Genomic DNA, 14,375 nt, shown 5'->3' on the forward strand with positions numbered 1-14,375 from the left:
ACGCCGAAGCCCGTTTTTGGGCTATTATAAGAAAAACAGACCAAAAACGGGCTTCGGGTAAGATGTATTAATTGTGGTTTTCTATGGCTTCTTTGTTGTTGCTCTTCTGGGTAGGAAGCGTGCCTTTCTCCGCGCCCGGCTTGGTTTGGTTCTCGTGCTCATCGTGGTTAATCAGCACATCTTCACGGGTTTCCTCTGCCTGGCTCACATTGTCAATGTTAGAGGTGTTGTTGCGCATTCCTGGGGGCACGTAATCAGTAGTAACCTTTGTCTCAGGACGCAGATCAGAGGGCTGGCTGCTGCAGGAGGCCAGCAGAAGCGCACCTGCCAAGGCGAAAACGGAAAGGGTGTTTTTTATCATTTTAGAGAAATTTAAGTCAAAAACGGGTTCTGTAGTTTTAGACGCTTACGCGGGAATAAAGTTTTTACGGCGCAACAAAGACTCCATCAATTTGAGGTCATTGGGGCTGTTGAAAATTCTGAACGGCAGGTGCAAAAATACCGGCACGTTGAAATTCTTCGCAAGCCAGCCTTTCCAGCCTTTGGGCAGTTGGTCGGCGGCGGGGCCTTTCAGGTACATCTGGTAGGCGTCTTTGGTTTGGGTCACGCGCTCAATCATGTCCCACTGCAGGGCCATGCCTTCGCGGTCATTGCGTTTCATGAGAATCTGGCGCTGGTCAATCTCAAACATCACGCGCTCAAACAGCACGTTGCTTTGCTCCATCTGGGTCACGCCCATCACCTGCGCAGAGCGTACCAGAATATACAGAACGGTTACAATTACGGCACCGGCTACCCACCACCAGGAGAAGGCGAAAGCGGCTGGCAGAGAGAACAGCACCAGCGGAATCAAGGCGCGCCACCATTCCTTTTTCCAAACCTGTACCAGCGCCATCTTGGCGTAATTGTTCTTATCTAACTGATTCTTCTTCGTGCGGATGGCCAATGGGTTGAAAGGCTGTTGCTGCTGTACCCGCTGGTTGCCGCGTTGATTTGGTTGTTGCATAACTCTGTGGTAGTATCAAGTAGCAGGTATCAAGTAGCAAGATTTTCTTCCCTACGTTCTGCTTCTCTTTTACTTCTTTGATTTAGTGTATTCTTAAACTTATTCTTGTCGTGCTACTTGCTACACGATACTTGCTACTATTTAAACGCCTTCAAACTCAGGTCTAAACTGCGGTTGGAGTGGGTCAAGGCACCTACGGAAATGTAGTTCACCCCGGTTTCAGCCACGGCTCTGATGGTTTCCTCCGTAATTCCGCCGGAGGCCTCGGTTGCATAGCGGCCGTCAATCAGTTCTACCGCTTCGCGCAGCAAAGATACGGCAAAGTTGTCTAGCATGATGCGGTCAATGCCGCCAGTTTCCAAGGCTTGGCGCACTTCGTCCAGATTGCGGGTTTCCACTTCAATTTTCAACGGTTTACCCAGTTTCTCCAGGTAGCGGTGCGTGGCTTCAATGGCTTGCTTGATGCCACCGGCGTAGTCTACGTGGTTGTCTTTGAGCATGACCATGTCATACAGCCCGAACCGGTGGTTGGTGCCGCCCCCAATGAGAACCGCCCATTTTTCCATCATCCTGAAGTTAGGCGTGGTCTTGCGGGTATCCAGCAATTTGGCCCCGGTGCCTTCAATCAGTTTCACCAGGCTCTGCGTGTAGGTGGCAATGCCACTCATGCGCTGCATGCAGTTCAAGACCAGACGTTCGGCGGTTAAGATGGACTGGGCTTTGCCGTGCACGGTGAACGCAATGTCGCCGGGGTTGATTTGGGCCCCGTCTTGTAAAAACACCTCCAAACGGAGTGTTGGGTCTACTTCATGGAAGATTTTCCAGGCCAGCTCTACCCCGGCCAGCACACCGCGGTCTTTCACCAGGAGCTTGGCCTGGTTCTGGGCACTCTCGGGAATGGAAGCCAGGGACGAATGGTCGCCGTCGGCTACGTCTTCCTGCAGGGCCTGCCGGATAAATGCCCTAATGCCTTCTTGGGTAAGGTAGGATGCTTTCACAGCGCAAAAATAAAAAAAGGCACCGAACTATCGGTGCCTTTTCTAACTATCGGCGCAAAGCGGCCAATTATATTTCCTTTTGGAGCAGAAGGCTTGTGTCTTGCTACGTGCTACTTGGGTCTTTTATTTAAACTCAATGGTGTCAATCTTATAAGCATCGCCGTATTTCTTCACTTTCACCACCACGTTGTAGCGGCCGCCTTTGTGGGTGTATTTGCCAATGGCGTAGCGCTGGCCGTCTTCAGAACCGCCCTGGTGGTCAAAGCTGAAACTTACCGGCGCATTTTTGCTGAAGAAGTTCCGCACCACCATCTCGGCCTGGCTCTGGCTGAAGCTGCCGTTGTCGCCGTCAATGTTCACGTCTACCTTTGAATTGAAGTAGCGGGCCAGGTCACGGGAAGAGCCCGCTTTAATGGCCGACTGGATGCCGCCCATCACGTCAGATTGGGCAGCAACCTGTCCGGCACCTATCAGCATTCCCAACAGCACCACGGTCATCGCCATCAATCTCTTTAGATTTTTCATGTCTCTTTTTAAGCAAGTTTTACTTAACACATGCCAAAACTATGCCAAAGGCAGATACCTTCACACGCCTAAAGATACAGGAAATCTGCAGAATCAAAGGGCAAACACAACTTTTTACAGCCGGGCTTGTATCTTTACGCCCATGAGCAAGAAGGTACTTTTAATGATTCTAGACGGCTGGGGCCTGGGCACAGACCCTTCCGTATCGGCGATAGCCCAAGCCAATACTCCATTCATAGATTCTTTGTTCCAACGGTTCCCGCACGCGCGGCTGGAAGCCTCTGGTGAGGCCGTAGGCCTGCCCGAGGGCCAGATGGGCAACTCTGAGGTAGGGCACATGAACCTGGGCGCAGGCCGCGTAGTGTATCAAGACCTGGTGAAAGTGAACGTCGCTATTAGAGAGAAAACGCTGGACCAAAACCCGGTGCTACAGGATGCCTTCCAGTTCGCCCGCGAAAACGGCAAACCGGTGCATTTCATCGGGCTGGTGTCAGACGGCGGCGTACACTCGCACATTGAACATTTGAAAGCGCTTTGCACGCTGGCGCAGGAAAGAGGGCTGGAAAACGTGTTTGTGCACGCCTTCACCGACGGCCGCGACACCGACCCCAAAGGCGGCCTAGCCTACCTCACCGATTTACAGAACCACCTGGATACCACCGGCGGCAAGATAGCCTCCATTATTGGCCGCTACTACGCCATGGACCGCGACAACCGTTGGGAGCGCGTGAAACTGGCCTATGACTTACTGGTGAAGGGCCAAGGCAAAGCCTCTAAAAACTGGAAAGAAGCCTTACAGGAGTCTTACAGCGAAGGCGTAACCGATGAATTCATCCAGCCTATTGTGTGCCAGGATGAGCACGGCCAACCGCTGGCGCACATCAAAGACGGTGACGTGGTCATCTGTTTCAACTTCAGGACTGACCGCGGCCGCGAAATTACCCAAGCCTTAACGCAGCGCGAGTTCCCCGAGCAGGACATGCACCCGCTCAGCCTCCGCTACTACACGCTCACCAACTACGATGACACGTTTGTAGGCGTACAGCCCATCTTCGACAAAGACAACCTGGCCAATACGCTGGGTGAAGTGCTGGAGAAAGCCGGGAAAACCCAGATCAGGATTGCCGAGACCGAGAAATACCCGCACGTGACGTTCTTCTTCTCCGGCGGCCGCGAGCAGCCGTTTGAAGGCGAAAAACGTCTGTTGTGCCCTTCGCCGAAGGTGGCCACCTATGACCTGCAACCTGAGATGAGCGCCTTTGACATCAGGGACGCCATTGTCCCCGAAATAGAAGCAGAAACCGCTGATTTTATCTGCCTCAACTTCGCCAACCCAGACATGGTGGGCCACACCGGCGTGTTTGAAGCGGCCGTAAAGGCGGTGGAAACCGTTGACCAATGTGCCGAAGCCGTAGTCACCGCTGCCTTAGCCCACGGCTACGCGTCCATCATCATCGCCGACCACGGCAACGCCGACATGATGCGCAACCCAGACGGCACGCCGAACACTGCCCACACCACCAACCTGGTGCCCATCATCCTTGCCGATGAAGATTACCAAGGCGAACTGCTGGACGGCAAATTAGGCGACATCGCGCCCACCGTGCTGGCCTTGTTAGGCGTGCAGCCTCCGGCCGAGATGACCGGTACGTCTTTGCTCACGCCCAAGATTGTATAGCTACCATTACCCTAAAAAACGGAGACGGAGAAGCTCCTTTGCTTTCTCTGTCTCCGTTTTTTAGCTGTTTTCCGTAAAACAAGCCAAAAACAACTTCTTCCTATTCCTGTCTTTGCCCAACTCATGCCCATCTCCATGCCTGTTCGTCTTTGGTTTCAGAAATCCCTATTTGCACTGCTTCTAGCTTTCACGTTGGGCACCACTGCCTGCCAGGACGAGACAGCCGCTCCCGTGATGCAGAGTACCCATCAGGCGTATGATTTGGTAGGGTTCCTGGATCAGGAAGCCGATGCGCTCTCCGCCCAGAAAGCATTGGTCACCAAAACGGTTTCTACAGCCGATAACCCTACGGAGACCAAGACCATCTCTACCATTAACTGGGCAGAAGAACTGGCCCCTTTTGCGGATGCTGACATCAATAAACCCGCCTTGGCCGGGCTCTTTACGGAGGAAGTGAAGACCAACCCTCTCGGTCAGCAGGTGCGCCGTTACACTGCCAAAGAAGACGCCGACACCAATGTACAGCAAGTCACGTACCTCTTTGATGCGCAGGGCCGGTTAGTTCAGGTAGATGCCACCATTGTGCAGGAGAACATGCTGTTTAATACCCAGAAGATCCTGCATCTGGAGGCACAGCCCAGTGCAGCCCCAACAATCCGCCTTTACCGCCTGGATGAGACCCAGAAGCTTATGTTCATGGATGCCCAACGCTATGGTGTGCTGGGGGAGATTGCCCGGTAACCTGCCCCTGGTTTATTCGCTTACTTTGGTAAAATACCTGATTTTCACACTGCCCGGCACCAGTTTGGTATCCTTCGGGATGCCTTTGTGTGAGTCTTGGTACTGGTGGCTTTTGTACCAGGTCTTGAAACTCTCTTCATCGTCCCAGTAAGTCATGAGCCAGAGCTCATTGGGGCTGTCCTGCGGCGAAAGCACTTCCAGCTTCTGGAAACCGGGTGCGTTGTCCACCAAGTGGGGCCTGTTTTTGAACGCCTCTTTTACACTGGCTTCGGTGTCATTGGCAATGGTGAAGGAACTGAGGGAAACAAACATAGGGCAAAAGTAAGCGTTAAGACGGTATCCTTACAGAGATTTCCCAGAAAGATGTGGTACTTGGAGGTAAATCAGAAAATATATAACGTACATATTCCTTCGTGCGTTAGCCAAAGCTCTTATCTTTGCCCAATACCCCCTTCCGGAAGGTAGAAACAGCATGCAAAACTATCAGAATCACCGCGTTGATCTTTCCAATTGTGACACGGAGCCCATCCACCTGATTGGTCGCATTCAACCCCACGGTTTTCTGCTGGTTTTAAACCAGGAGACCTTGCAGATTGAACAGGCCAGCAGAAATGTGGGCGATTACCTGCCGCTTTCTCTGGAGGAAATCTTAGGAAAACCGCTGGAAAACCTTCTTTCTGAGGAAGAAAATACGTTTGACCCGCAGCTGCCTGGCACCCATTTTCTTACGTTAAGCGGCGTTCCGTTTATAGGCTATCTTCATAAAACCGAGGCGAAACTAGTGCTGGAATGTGAGCCCAGCGCCCCTTACCCCAATGCGGAGAAGATGCACCACAACATCCTTCTCGGGCAACTCCACAACCGCCTCAACCATTTATACACGCTGGAAGAGGTAGCCCAAACCGTGGCCGACACGCTGCGCACCATCCTGCACTATGACCGCGTAGACATCACCCAATTTGACCAGGAGTGGAACACCGATGTGATTGCCGAGAGCCGCGCCCCGCACCTGCATTCCTTCATTGGTCACCATTTTCCGGCCTCCGACATTCCGGTTCCGGCGCGGGAGCTGCTGCTGCACAAGCACGTGCGCCAAATCCCAGACGTGAACGCCCAGGCCGTACAGATTTTCCCGTACTTCAACCCAAGCACCGGCGCACCTACCAACATTCTGCGGTCAGAACTGCGCAACCCTTCTGAGATACACCTGGAGTACGTCCGGAACACGGGGGTGGCGGCTACCATCTCGTTCTCCATCATCGTGAAAAACAAGCTGTGGGGCGTGATTGCGTGCCACAATCTGGCGCCAACGTATATTGACGTCTGGCGGCGGCAACTCTGTGACCTGGTGACCAAGACCTTCGGGAATGTGATTGCCTCTATTCAGGAGAAACGCGATCAGGAGCAGTTTGAGCAGTACAAACTGGCAAAGCAGGCACTGGTGCAGCATTTGAACAGTGGCTTGCCCATGCCCGAAGGCCTGTTCCACCAGGAGCCCACCTTGCTGGATCTCACCGAAGGCCATGGCGCAGCGCTTCTGCAGGATGGCACCTTGACTACGTTCGGCATTACTCCCACGCAAGAGCAAATCAGGCACCTGGTGCAATGGCTTTCTGAGCATGTCGCTGACGGTGTGTTCTGTACCCGCCAACTGTCTGCGGAATGGCCTGCGGCGAAAGACTTCACCAGCACGGCTAGTGGCCTGCTGGCCTTGGAGATCTCCCGTTACAACCAAGAGTACCTGCTGTTCTTTAAACCGGAGATAAACGAAACCAGAACCTGGGCAGGCAACCCAGAAAAGCCTGTGTCTAAAGACAACCTGGGCATTCACCCCAGAAAGTCGTTTGAGAAATGGCTGGAGGTGATCAAAGGCAAATCAAAACCCTGGAGCCTGAACGAGGTAGAAATTACCCGAATCCTGTTGAAGGATTTGGTGGCTATCCGGCTCCGGAACCAGACCGCAGAATTGCAGAACCTGAACCAGGAACTCCAGCTCAACACAGACCAGTTACGCACCAGAAATGCGCAGCTGGAAGATTTCGCGTACATCATCTCCCACAACCTGCGTTCCCCTTTGGCTACCATTCAAGGCCTGCACCGGTTCTACGAAGACGAGCCTGGCGAGGACAGTGCCACGTACGTCATGAATAGCGTAAAGAAGGTAAGCGACAACATGGCCGAAACCATAGATGATTTAAATGTTATTCTAAAGACGCATCTGTTGCGGCAACTTCCAGAGAAAGAAGTTAATTTACAGGAACTGATTCAGAAGGAAACCCAAAACCTGGGCGACATTTTGGAGCAAACTGGGGCGCAGATTTGGTCTGAGTTGGAGGTGCCTTCCATCTTTATGCCTAAACTCTATTTGGAGAGCATTTTACACAACTTCATCTCAAACGCACTCAAGTACCGTTCGCCAGAGCGCCCGCCGGTAGTCATAGTCAAAAGCTGGCGCACCGGCAAAACGCTGCATCTTTCCGTTTCTGACAACGGCGTGGGCATGAACCTTGACCGGATAGGAGACAAGCTGTTTGGTCTGTACAAGGTGTTCCACCAAACCGAACAATCCAAAGGCTTGGGGCTTTACCTCACCAAGATGCAGGTAAATGCCTTGGGCGGCACCATAGACGTGGACAGCGCATTGGGCAAAGGCACCACCTTTACGGTGAATTTCACCAACATAGCCTATTCACCCAAAACGCGGTAAGCAGTTGCTCATCCTCTTGGGCTGGCACATCCCTCCAAAATCCTTTTTGCAAAGCAAGGAGCTTCGTTATAAGCACATGCCGTTTAAGGCCTGTTTTCCAAAAAGCAGGCCTTAAACAACCATCTTTTTCTAGTACAATTCTTAGATATCACTCCCAGTTCTTAGGACAAGTAGCAGAAATGTACCTTTATCAGGTCGAAACCAGAAATAAATTGCCCCTTCTCTACCTACCCTGTAGTAGAATATGTAGAAAACCAATATCTTAGATGCGTCCTTTTTACAACCCTTTCACTACCACTCTGTTCACCTATCATGAGAAACGTAAGCATTTTGCTGCTATTCATCTGTTTAGCCGCGTGCGCCCCAAAGATTTCCACCAGCCTTCTTACCACCAACTATGCCGCCCTGGACTACCGCGAAGAGGTGCGCGTGTTTGACCTGCAAGCCCCTGTTCCCCAGAATGCCGAGGAAATTGGAACCGTTAAAGTGGGAGACACCGGCTTTACCACCAACTGCGGCTGGGAGGTCATGCTGGAGAAAGCCAAACTGGAAGCCCGTAAAGCCGGTGGCAACGCCTTGAAGATTGTGGAGCATCAGGCTCCCAACCTCATGACCAGTTCCTGCCACAGAATTACCGCCACCATTCTAAAGGTGTCCAACTTTGAGGATGTGCTGGTCTCTACCCTTCCACAAGACACGCTTCTGGCCGGCGTAGATTACGCCCTGCTGCACGTGTACCGGCCCAGTGGCATAGGCCCACTAATTAACTATGACCTTTACTTAGGAGATTCACTTCTGTGCCGGGTGAAGAATAACTGGAAACAGACCATCAAAGTGAAGAAAGATGGCCTGAACACGCTCTGGGCCAAAACTGAGAAGAAAGTGGAAGCCCCCATCAACATTGAGATTGGCCGCGAATACTACGTGAGATGCGCCGTTTCCATGGGTGCTTTTGTGGGCCGTCCGCAGGTAGAGGTAGTGAGCAAAGCCGCCGGGAAAATGGAATACCAATCTATCAAAGAGAAGGAGAGCAAGAAGAAATGAAAAAACTGCTACTCCTTCTATTTCTAACCATTGCCGGTTACCAACTGCAGGCCCAGGACTTGATTGTGACCCAGGAAGGCGATTCCCTGAACTGCAAAATAAGCAAAATAGCCAAAGACCGGATCTACTTCACCTTCGTGCATAAAGACGAAGTGAGAAAGACGTTGCTTTTGAAGTCGTTGGTGAAGCAGTACCAGTACAACTACTACGCCACCAGCGCTATCCCCGAGGATCATAAAGCCCTCTACACCCAGGCGTATCCCCGCTTCAGGGGGGGAGTGAGCGGGGGCTGGAGTTACCGCACCGCCAGCGTAGCAGAAGGCTTAGACGCCGCCGTCAAAGACTACATCCAGGATTTGAAGAAAGGCTACAACCTAAGCGCCGATGCCGCTTATTACTTCTCAGAGCAAATGGGCGCGGGGCTTAGATACAGTTCTTACCGGGCCAGCAATGAAATAGAGAATGTTTCGGCCACCCGGCCAGACGGCACCCAGGTGTATGGCAAAATGAGTGATGACATCACCATCCATTTCATAGGCCCTTATTTCAGCTCCAGAATGTTGAACGCGAACAAACTCAATGCCTTGCTCTTTAATGTAGGGTTGGGCTATCTGGGCTACCAAGACAATGCCGTACTCATAGACAAGTTCACCATCAAAGGAAGCACGTTCGGGTTCTCGGCAGATATTGGCTATGACATGAAAATCTCCAAGAATCTGGGGCTGGGCCTACAATTGTCCCTGGTGTCTGGGGTGCTGAAAGAATATGAGGTAAGTGACGGGCGAAGCACCCAAACCGTTACCCTGGACGAAGACAGCTATGAAAACCTGGCCAGAATTGACCTTTCCATTGGTTTGCGGTTCAACCATTAATCTTCTGTAGAATTCCAATTAGCTGTTTTAGGCCTGTTTTCCGGAAAGCAGGTCTAAAACAGCTTTTTTTTGTCTGGCCAAAAAATCTATTTCCCCTGCAAAGTAACCACCACCGTGCGTTTGCCGCCTTGGTCGCGGTGTTCGCAGAGGTAGACGCCTTGCCAGGTGCCCAGATTGAATTGGCCGTGGGTAATGGGCACGGTGACGGAATTTCCCAGCAAGGCCGCTTTGATGTGCGCCGGCATGTCATCGGGCCCTTCCAGGGTGTGGCGGTAATAGGGGGCGTTCTCGGGCACCATGAGGTTGAAGTGCTGCTCAAAATCATGCCGCACGGTGGGGTCAGCGTTCTCGTTGATGGAAAGGCTGGCCGAGGTATGCTGGATGAAAATATGTGCCAGCCCCACTTCTATCTCCTCCAGTTCGGGCAGTTGCGCTTCCAGCAGATCGGTGATGAGGTGAAAGCCCCGTTTAACGGCGGGTAACCGGAGCGTTTTCTGAAACCACTTCATAAGCGAAAGAGTGAATTAATAATCTACTTCCAGCGCCCCGGCATCGGGCTTCTGCGCATCACGGGGTTTGTTCTCGTAATCTACGGTAATGCCCGGCACCGGTACGCCCGCGGCGTTGGCCGGAGACAGCTTTATAAGCTGGAAGTCAAACATAGGCCCATCGCGGAACAAAGGGTCTACGTTGATCTTATTCTGCAAGGCCGCCTCTCCCAATTGTGCGGCATACTTCTTCGTTCTCACAAAAGAATTCCTTATTTCAGCCGTAGAGCCCAAGGCTAAGGGTTCCAACTGTAGTTCCTCTTCCTGCCGCCCCCACAAAATGCTGTTGATAATCTTGGCTTGGTAAGCCTGGGCACCTTCCTCAAAAAGAATAGACGGGCTATTCCTCACAAAGTCATTGCTGTAATTGGCCAGTGTACTGAAGTAGATGGCATAGACACCCCCGCCTATGCCGGCAAAGGAATACTGCCCGCAATTGGCGATAATGCTGTTCTCCAGGCGCACGTTTCCGCCATGGCTCAACACGCCGTTTTGCAGCATGTTTTTCAGAAAAGCGTTTCTTAGCGTTACCTGTGGAACATTGGTGCCTTCGGCCCTTAAATAAATACCCGTGACGGCATTCTTTAGCTCGGTGTAGTTTAGTTCATTGTTCTGGCTGCCGGGCAGAAACTCCAACCCTTGCCATTGCCCCGGCGCGTTGCGGTATTGTTCTTCCCTGCGCACCTGCTGGAACACTACCCGCTTCTCGTGCTCGCCCTCCACTTTCAAAGTGCCCAGCACCTTTATCTTGGCGTTGCGGTGCAGATGTATCTGGCTGCCTTTCTGGATGGTGAGCGTCTGCCCCGCCGGCACTGTCACGGAGTCATAGATGACGTGCGCCTTGGCGGCCGTCCAGACCTCGGCGGGAGCAGTTGTGTAGTTGTGGCGGTAGTAGGTCGCGTTCTGCCCGTAGGCCAGCAGCTTTACTTTCTGCCGGTTTCCGTTGGTCAGGAACAGGATGGAGTCATTGACCAGAAACGGCTGCTCCTGGGCGTTGGGATGGATGGAGGCTTTAACCAGAATGAGCAGGCTGTCTTTCCCTCTAAGTTCCACGTTCTCCAACATCGGCCCCGGCACCCCGTTCACAAACACCTGAAACGGTGATGCCCCCAAGCCGCCCACTTTGATCTCTGAGATTCTGACCGCGTTCTTATGAGGGTTGTAGACTTTCAGGCGTTTGGTCACGCTGCCTACTTCGGTGAAAACCGTGTCAAACCACACCGTATCGGCCTCCAGCCGAAGCAGGGCACTGGCATCTGGGGTGATTTCCTCCTCGCGCGGCGTACAGGCACTCATCCACCACCCCGTGGCGCACAGCAGCAGCAGGCTTTTAAGCCAGAAGCGCCAGGAAGCAGGAGGGAAGAAGTGGCTCATGGCTGAAGTAACGTATTGACCAGGGTGGTGTAGTATGAGTATTGCTAACGGATTTATCTCTATTGCAAAGCTTTCTGTGCCTAAACGTGCTTTCTGGTTACTTTACGTTTTAGGCCTTCTTTCTGCAAAACAGGCCAAAAAGGCGAAGAAACAAAAAAGCGCAGCCCTCTGGAGCTGCGCTTTCTGTCATTATTAAGATTAGGCCTGGGCTCCTTCTTTCAAACGCTCAGCGTTCTCGGCAATCCGGAGTTGCTCCACAAACTCATCAATGTTACCGTCTACTACGCTAGGCAGGTTGTATACCGTTAAGCCGATGCGGTGATCGGTGACGCGGCCCTGCGGGTAGTTGTAGGTTCTGATTTTATCGGAACGGTCGCCGCCGCCTACCATGCTCTTGCGCTGGGCACCTTCCGCTTCGTTTTTCTTGGCTAACTCTATCTCGTAAATACGGGAACGCAACACGGCCAGGGCCTTGTCAAAGTTCTTGAGCTGCGATTTCTGGTCTTGGCACTGGGCTACAATTCCGGTAGGAATGTGCGTTAACCGAACGGCGGAATACGTGGTGTTCACACTCTGCCCGCCGGGCCCCGAGGACATGAAAAGGTCTTTGCGGATGTCGTTCATGTTCAGTTCCACGTCCAGCTCTTCCACCTCTGGCAACACCACCACTGATGCCACCGATGTGTGGATACGGCCGGCGGTCTCAGTAGCGGGTACGCGCTGTACGCGGTGCACGCCAGACTCAAACTTCAGCTTGCCGTACACGTCTTCGCCTTTGATGCCCACAATCACCTCTTTGTAGCCACCGGCGGTGCCTTCCATCACGTCAATCACTTCCATTTTCCAGCCTTTCTTTTCTGCGTAGCGGCTGTACATACGGTACAAATCGCCCGCGAAAAGAGAGGCTTCATCGCCCCCGGCACCCGCCCTGATCTCCATGATAATGTCTTTGCTGTCATCTGGGTCGGTGGGGATCAGCATTTCTTTGATGCGCTCCTCCATCTCGGCCCGCTGCGGCAGAAGCTCATCTAATTCTTCTTTGGCCATCTCGCGGAAGTCTTCGTCTTTCTCAGTGGCAATGACTGCTTTGGTGTGCTCAATGTTGCTGAGCAACAGCTTATAACGCTCGTACTCGGCTACAATCTTCTCCAGGTCTTTGAACTCTTTGTTCAGAGACTTATATCTTTTAAGGTCACTGGCTACATCTGGCTGGATGAGTTGCTCATTTACCTCTTCAAACCGCTGCTTTATGGCTTCCAGTTTATCTAACATCTTCTGCTTTACTTAATTCAGGCCGCAAAGATACGAAATTTCCGGCGCATTTCTTCGTGTGCGTTTAAGGCTTGTTTCTGGAAAAAGGGGCTAAAAACAGAGCTGCTTTTCTTTCACCTGCCTCTCGGCACGGCCCTCCCCCACTGCGATTGGGTAGAGCTAATGCTGGTAGGGGAGCCAACTTCTCCCATGAGTTCCCGAAGAACCAGCCAGCCATTTTCCGCAAAGCCGGATTTTTTACTCATTTTTGCAAAAACAACCTTAAAACGCACGTCATTTCTTTCCCGTACCCTTCGCTATGGCACAACTTCCTTCTATACTCTTACACGCGGGCAAAGAACACTCGCTCAAACGTTTCCACCCGTGGGTTTTCTCGGGGGCCATCAAGAAAGTGGAGGCCGACGTGCAGGAAGGCGACATAGTGGCCGTGTACACCAACCGCCGCGAGTTCCTGGGCATCGGGCACTTCCAGCCGGGCTCCATTGCCGTACGCATCTTCTCCTTTGAAGAAATTGAGCCAGACTACGCCTTCTGGAAAAGCCGCGTTCAGCGGGCCATAGATTACCGCCGCGAGCAAGGCTTCCTGGACACCCCAGATACGGATGTTTACCGCTTGGTCTTCGCCGAAGGCGATAACTTGCCCGGCCTCATCATAGACGTGTACGGCAATACCGCCGTGCTGCAGGCGCACAACGTAGGAATGTTCCACGTGCGACAACACATCGCGCAAGCGCTGATAGAGGTTTATGACGGAATACTGACGGCGGTCTACGATAAAAGCGCCGAGACCTTGCCCGGCAAGGGCACTGAGCAAGGCCAGAACGGCTACCTCATTGGCGATACGCCCGTGCCCCACGTGGTCACCGAGAACGGCAACAAATTTCTGGTAGACTGGGTAACGGGCCAGAAAACCGGCTTTTTCATTGACCAGCGCGAGAACCGCCAGTTGCTGGCGCACTACTCCAAAGGCAAAGCGGTGCTCAACACCTTCTGCTACACCGGCGGCTTCTCCATCTACGCGCTTAACGCCGGGGCTACCTTGGTGCACTCCGTGGATGTCTCCAAAAAAGCCATTGACCTCACCGACCAGAACGCCGCCCTCAACCACGGCCAAGAACGCCACGAAGCCTTTGCGGCTGATACCTTTGATTTCATGAAGGGCCGCGAAAACCAGTATGATTTGATTGTGCTAGACCCACCCGCCTTCGCGAAAAGTCAGAAAGTGCGCCACAACGCGCTCATGGGCTACAAACGCCTGAATGCCGAGGCCATCCAGAAAATAAAGCCCGGCGGCATTATCTTCACGTTCTCCTGCTCCGGCGTGGTAGACAAATACCTTTTCCAGAGCACCGTGATGGCGGCCGCCATTGAAGCGGGCCGCAACGTGAAAGTCATGCACCACCTCTCGCAACCCGCCGACCACCCCATCAGCATCTTCCACCCAGAAGGCGAGTATTTGAAAGGCTTGGTGCTGTACGTGGAATAGACGCTTGGTTCAGGATCAAGACCACAGCCTTCTTCTAAAATAAAAACGGAAAGCCCCGGCTGTTTATAAACTGCCGGGGCTTTCCGTTTTTGGCTTATCTTGGTAAAAACAGATTAAAAAGAGG

The 14,375-nt window shown here is 52.6% G+C and carries 15 protein-coding genes; 7 read left to right on the forward strand and 8 right to left on the reverse strand.

Features of this window, described 5'->3' with window-relative positions:
- Positions 1 to 67: 67 nt before the first annotated feature.
- From HHO50_RS16040 to HHO50_RS16055, 4 genes are all read right to left on the reverse strand, one after another.
- Positions 68 to 361: a hypothetical protein gene (locus HHO50_RS16040; RefSeq protein WP_181307327.1), complete on the reverse strand. Its 294-nt coding sequence runs from the start codon at positions 359 to 361 to the stop codon at positions 68 to 70.
- 45 nt (positions 362 to 406) lie between these two features.
- Positions 407 to 1,006 (reverse strand): YcxB family protein, encoded by a 600-nt coding sequence (locus HHO50_RS16045; protein ID WP_181307328.1) that lies wholly within the window; start codon positions 1,004 to 1,006, stop codon positions 407 to 409.
- A gap of 137 nt (positions 1,007 to 1,143) precedes the next feature.
- Positions 1,144 to 2,004: a carboxylating nicotinate-nucleotide diphosphorylase gene (gene nadC, locus HHO50_RS16050; protein WP_181307329.1), complete on the reverse strand. Its 861-nt coding sequence runs from the start codon at positions 2,002 to 2,004 to the stop codon at positions 1,144 to 1,146.
- Between the two features lie 123 nt (positions 2,005 to 2,127).
- Positions 2,128 to 2,529 (reverse strand): DUF4783 domain-containing protein, encoded by a 402-nt coding sequence (locus HHO50_RS16055; protein WP_181307331.1) that lies wholly within the window; start codon positions 2,527 to 2,529, stop codon positions 2,128 to 2,130.
- 142 nt (positions 2,530 to 2,671) lie between these two features.
- On the opposite strand from HHO50_RS16055, the gene gpmI reads away from it, so the two are divergent.
- The gene (gpmI, locus tag HHO50_RS16060; protein ID WP_181307333.1) at positions 2,672 to 4,207 is read left to right on the forward strand and encodes a 2,3-bisphosphoglycerate-independent phosphoglycerate mutase; all 1,536 of its coding nucleotides are present in this window, start codon (positions 2,672 to 2,674) and stop codon (positions 4,205 to 4,207) included.
- Positions 4,208 to 4,342: 135 nt separating this feature from the next.
- Positions 4,343 to 4,948 (forward strand): hypothetical protein, encoded by a 606-nt coding sequence (locus HHO50_RS16065; RefSeq protein ID WP_181307335.1) that lies wholly within the window; start codon positions 4,343 to 4,345, stop codon positions 4,946 to 4,948.
- 12 nt (positions 4,949 to 4,960) lie between these two features.
- On the opposite strand, the gene HHO50_RS16070 is transcribed toward HHO50_RS16065, so the two are convergent.
- Positions 4,961 to 5,260: an antibiotic biosynthesis monooxygenase gene (locus HHO50_RS16070; RefSeq protein WP_181307337.1), complete on the reverse strand. Its 300-nt coding sequence runs from the start codon at positions 5,258 to 5,260 to the stop codon at positions 4,961 to 4,963.
- A 160-nt stretch (positions 5,261 to 5,420) separates the two neighbouring features.
- On the opposite strand from HHO50_RS16070, the gene HHO50_RS16075 reads away from it, so the two are divergent.
- The 3 genes from HHO50_RS16075 to HHO50_RS16085 all read left to right on the forward strand — a co-directional run bounded on the left by HHO50_RS16075 (position 5,421) and on the right by HHO50_RS16085 (position 9,571).
- Positions 5,421 to 7,655, forward strand: a complete 2,235-nt coding sequence (locus HHO50_RS16075; RefSeq protein WP_181307345.1) for an ATP-binding protein — start codon at positions 5,421 to 5,423, stop codon at positions 7,653 to 7,655.
- 312 nt (positions 7,656 to 7,967) lie between these two features.
- Positions 7,968 to 8,699: a hypothetical protein gene (locus tag HHO50_RS16080; RefSeq protein ID WP_181307347.1), complete on the forward strand. Its 732-nt coding sequence runs from the start codon at positions 7,968 to 7,970 to the stop codon at positions 8,697 to 8,699.
- The gene (locus HHO50_RS16085) at positions 8,696 to 9,571 is read left to right on the forward strand and encodes a hypothetical protein (RefSeq protein ID WP_181307350.1); all 876 of its coding nucleotides are present in this window, start codon (positions 8,696 to 8,698) and stop codon (positions 9,569 to 9,571) included. Before HHO50_RS16080 ends, HHO50_RS16085 begins: the two co-directional genes overlap by 4 nt.
- An 86-nt stretch (positions 9,572 to 9,657) precedes the next feature.
- Here HHO50_RS16085 and HHO50_RS16090 read toward each other — a convergent pair whose 3' ends face one another.
- Positions 9,658 to 10,080 carry a secondary thiamine-phosphate synthase enzyme YjbQ gene (locus HHO50_RS16090; protein ID WP_181307352.1) on the reverse strand — a complete coding sequence of 141 codons (423 nt, stop codon included), beginning with the start codon at positions 10,078 to 10,080 and terminating at the stop codon, positions 9,658 to 9,660.
- Between the two features lie 15 nt (positions 10,081 to 10,095).
- Positions 10,096 to 11,493, reverse strand: a complete 1,398-nt coding sequence (locus HHO50_RS16095) for a hypothetical protein (protein WP_181307354.1) — start codon at positions 11,491 to 11,493, stop codon at positions 10,096 to 10,098.
- 34 nt (positions 11,494 to 11,527) lie between these two features.
- Here HHO50_RS16095 and HHO50_RS16100 point away from each other — a divergent pair, with 34 nt between their 5' ends.
- A complete protein-coding gene (locus HHO50_RS16100; RefSeq protein WP_181307356.1) occupies positions 11,528 to 11,689 on the forward strand; it encodes a hypothetical protein in 162 nt (53 codons plus the stop codon).
- Between the two features lie 2 nt (positions 11,690 to 11,691).
- On the opposite strand, the gene prfA is transcribed toward HHO50_RS16100, so the two are convergent.
- Positions 11,692 to 12,765, reverse strand: coding sequence for a peptide chain release factor 1 (gene prfA / locus HHO50_RS16105; protein ID WP_181307358.1), 1,074 nt, complete (start codon positions 12,763 to 12,765; stop codon positions 11,692 to 11,694).
- A 298-nt stretch (positions 12,766 to 13,063) separates the two neighbouring features.
- Here prfA and HHO50_RS16110 point away from each other — a divergent pair, with 298 nt between their 5' ends.
- A complete protein-coding gene (locus tag HHO50_RS16110) occupies positions 13,064 to 14,251 on the forward strand; it encodes a class I SAM-dependent rRNA methyltransferase (protein WP_181307360.1) in 1,188 nt (395 codons plus the stop codon).
- Positions 14,252 to 14,375 lie beyond the last annotated feature (124 nt).

Source organism: Rufibacter sp. XAAS-G3-1 (assembly GCF_013623775.1).
Lineage (GTDB): Bacteria > Bacteroidota > Bacteroidia > Cytophagales > Hymenobacteraceae > Nibribacter.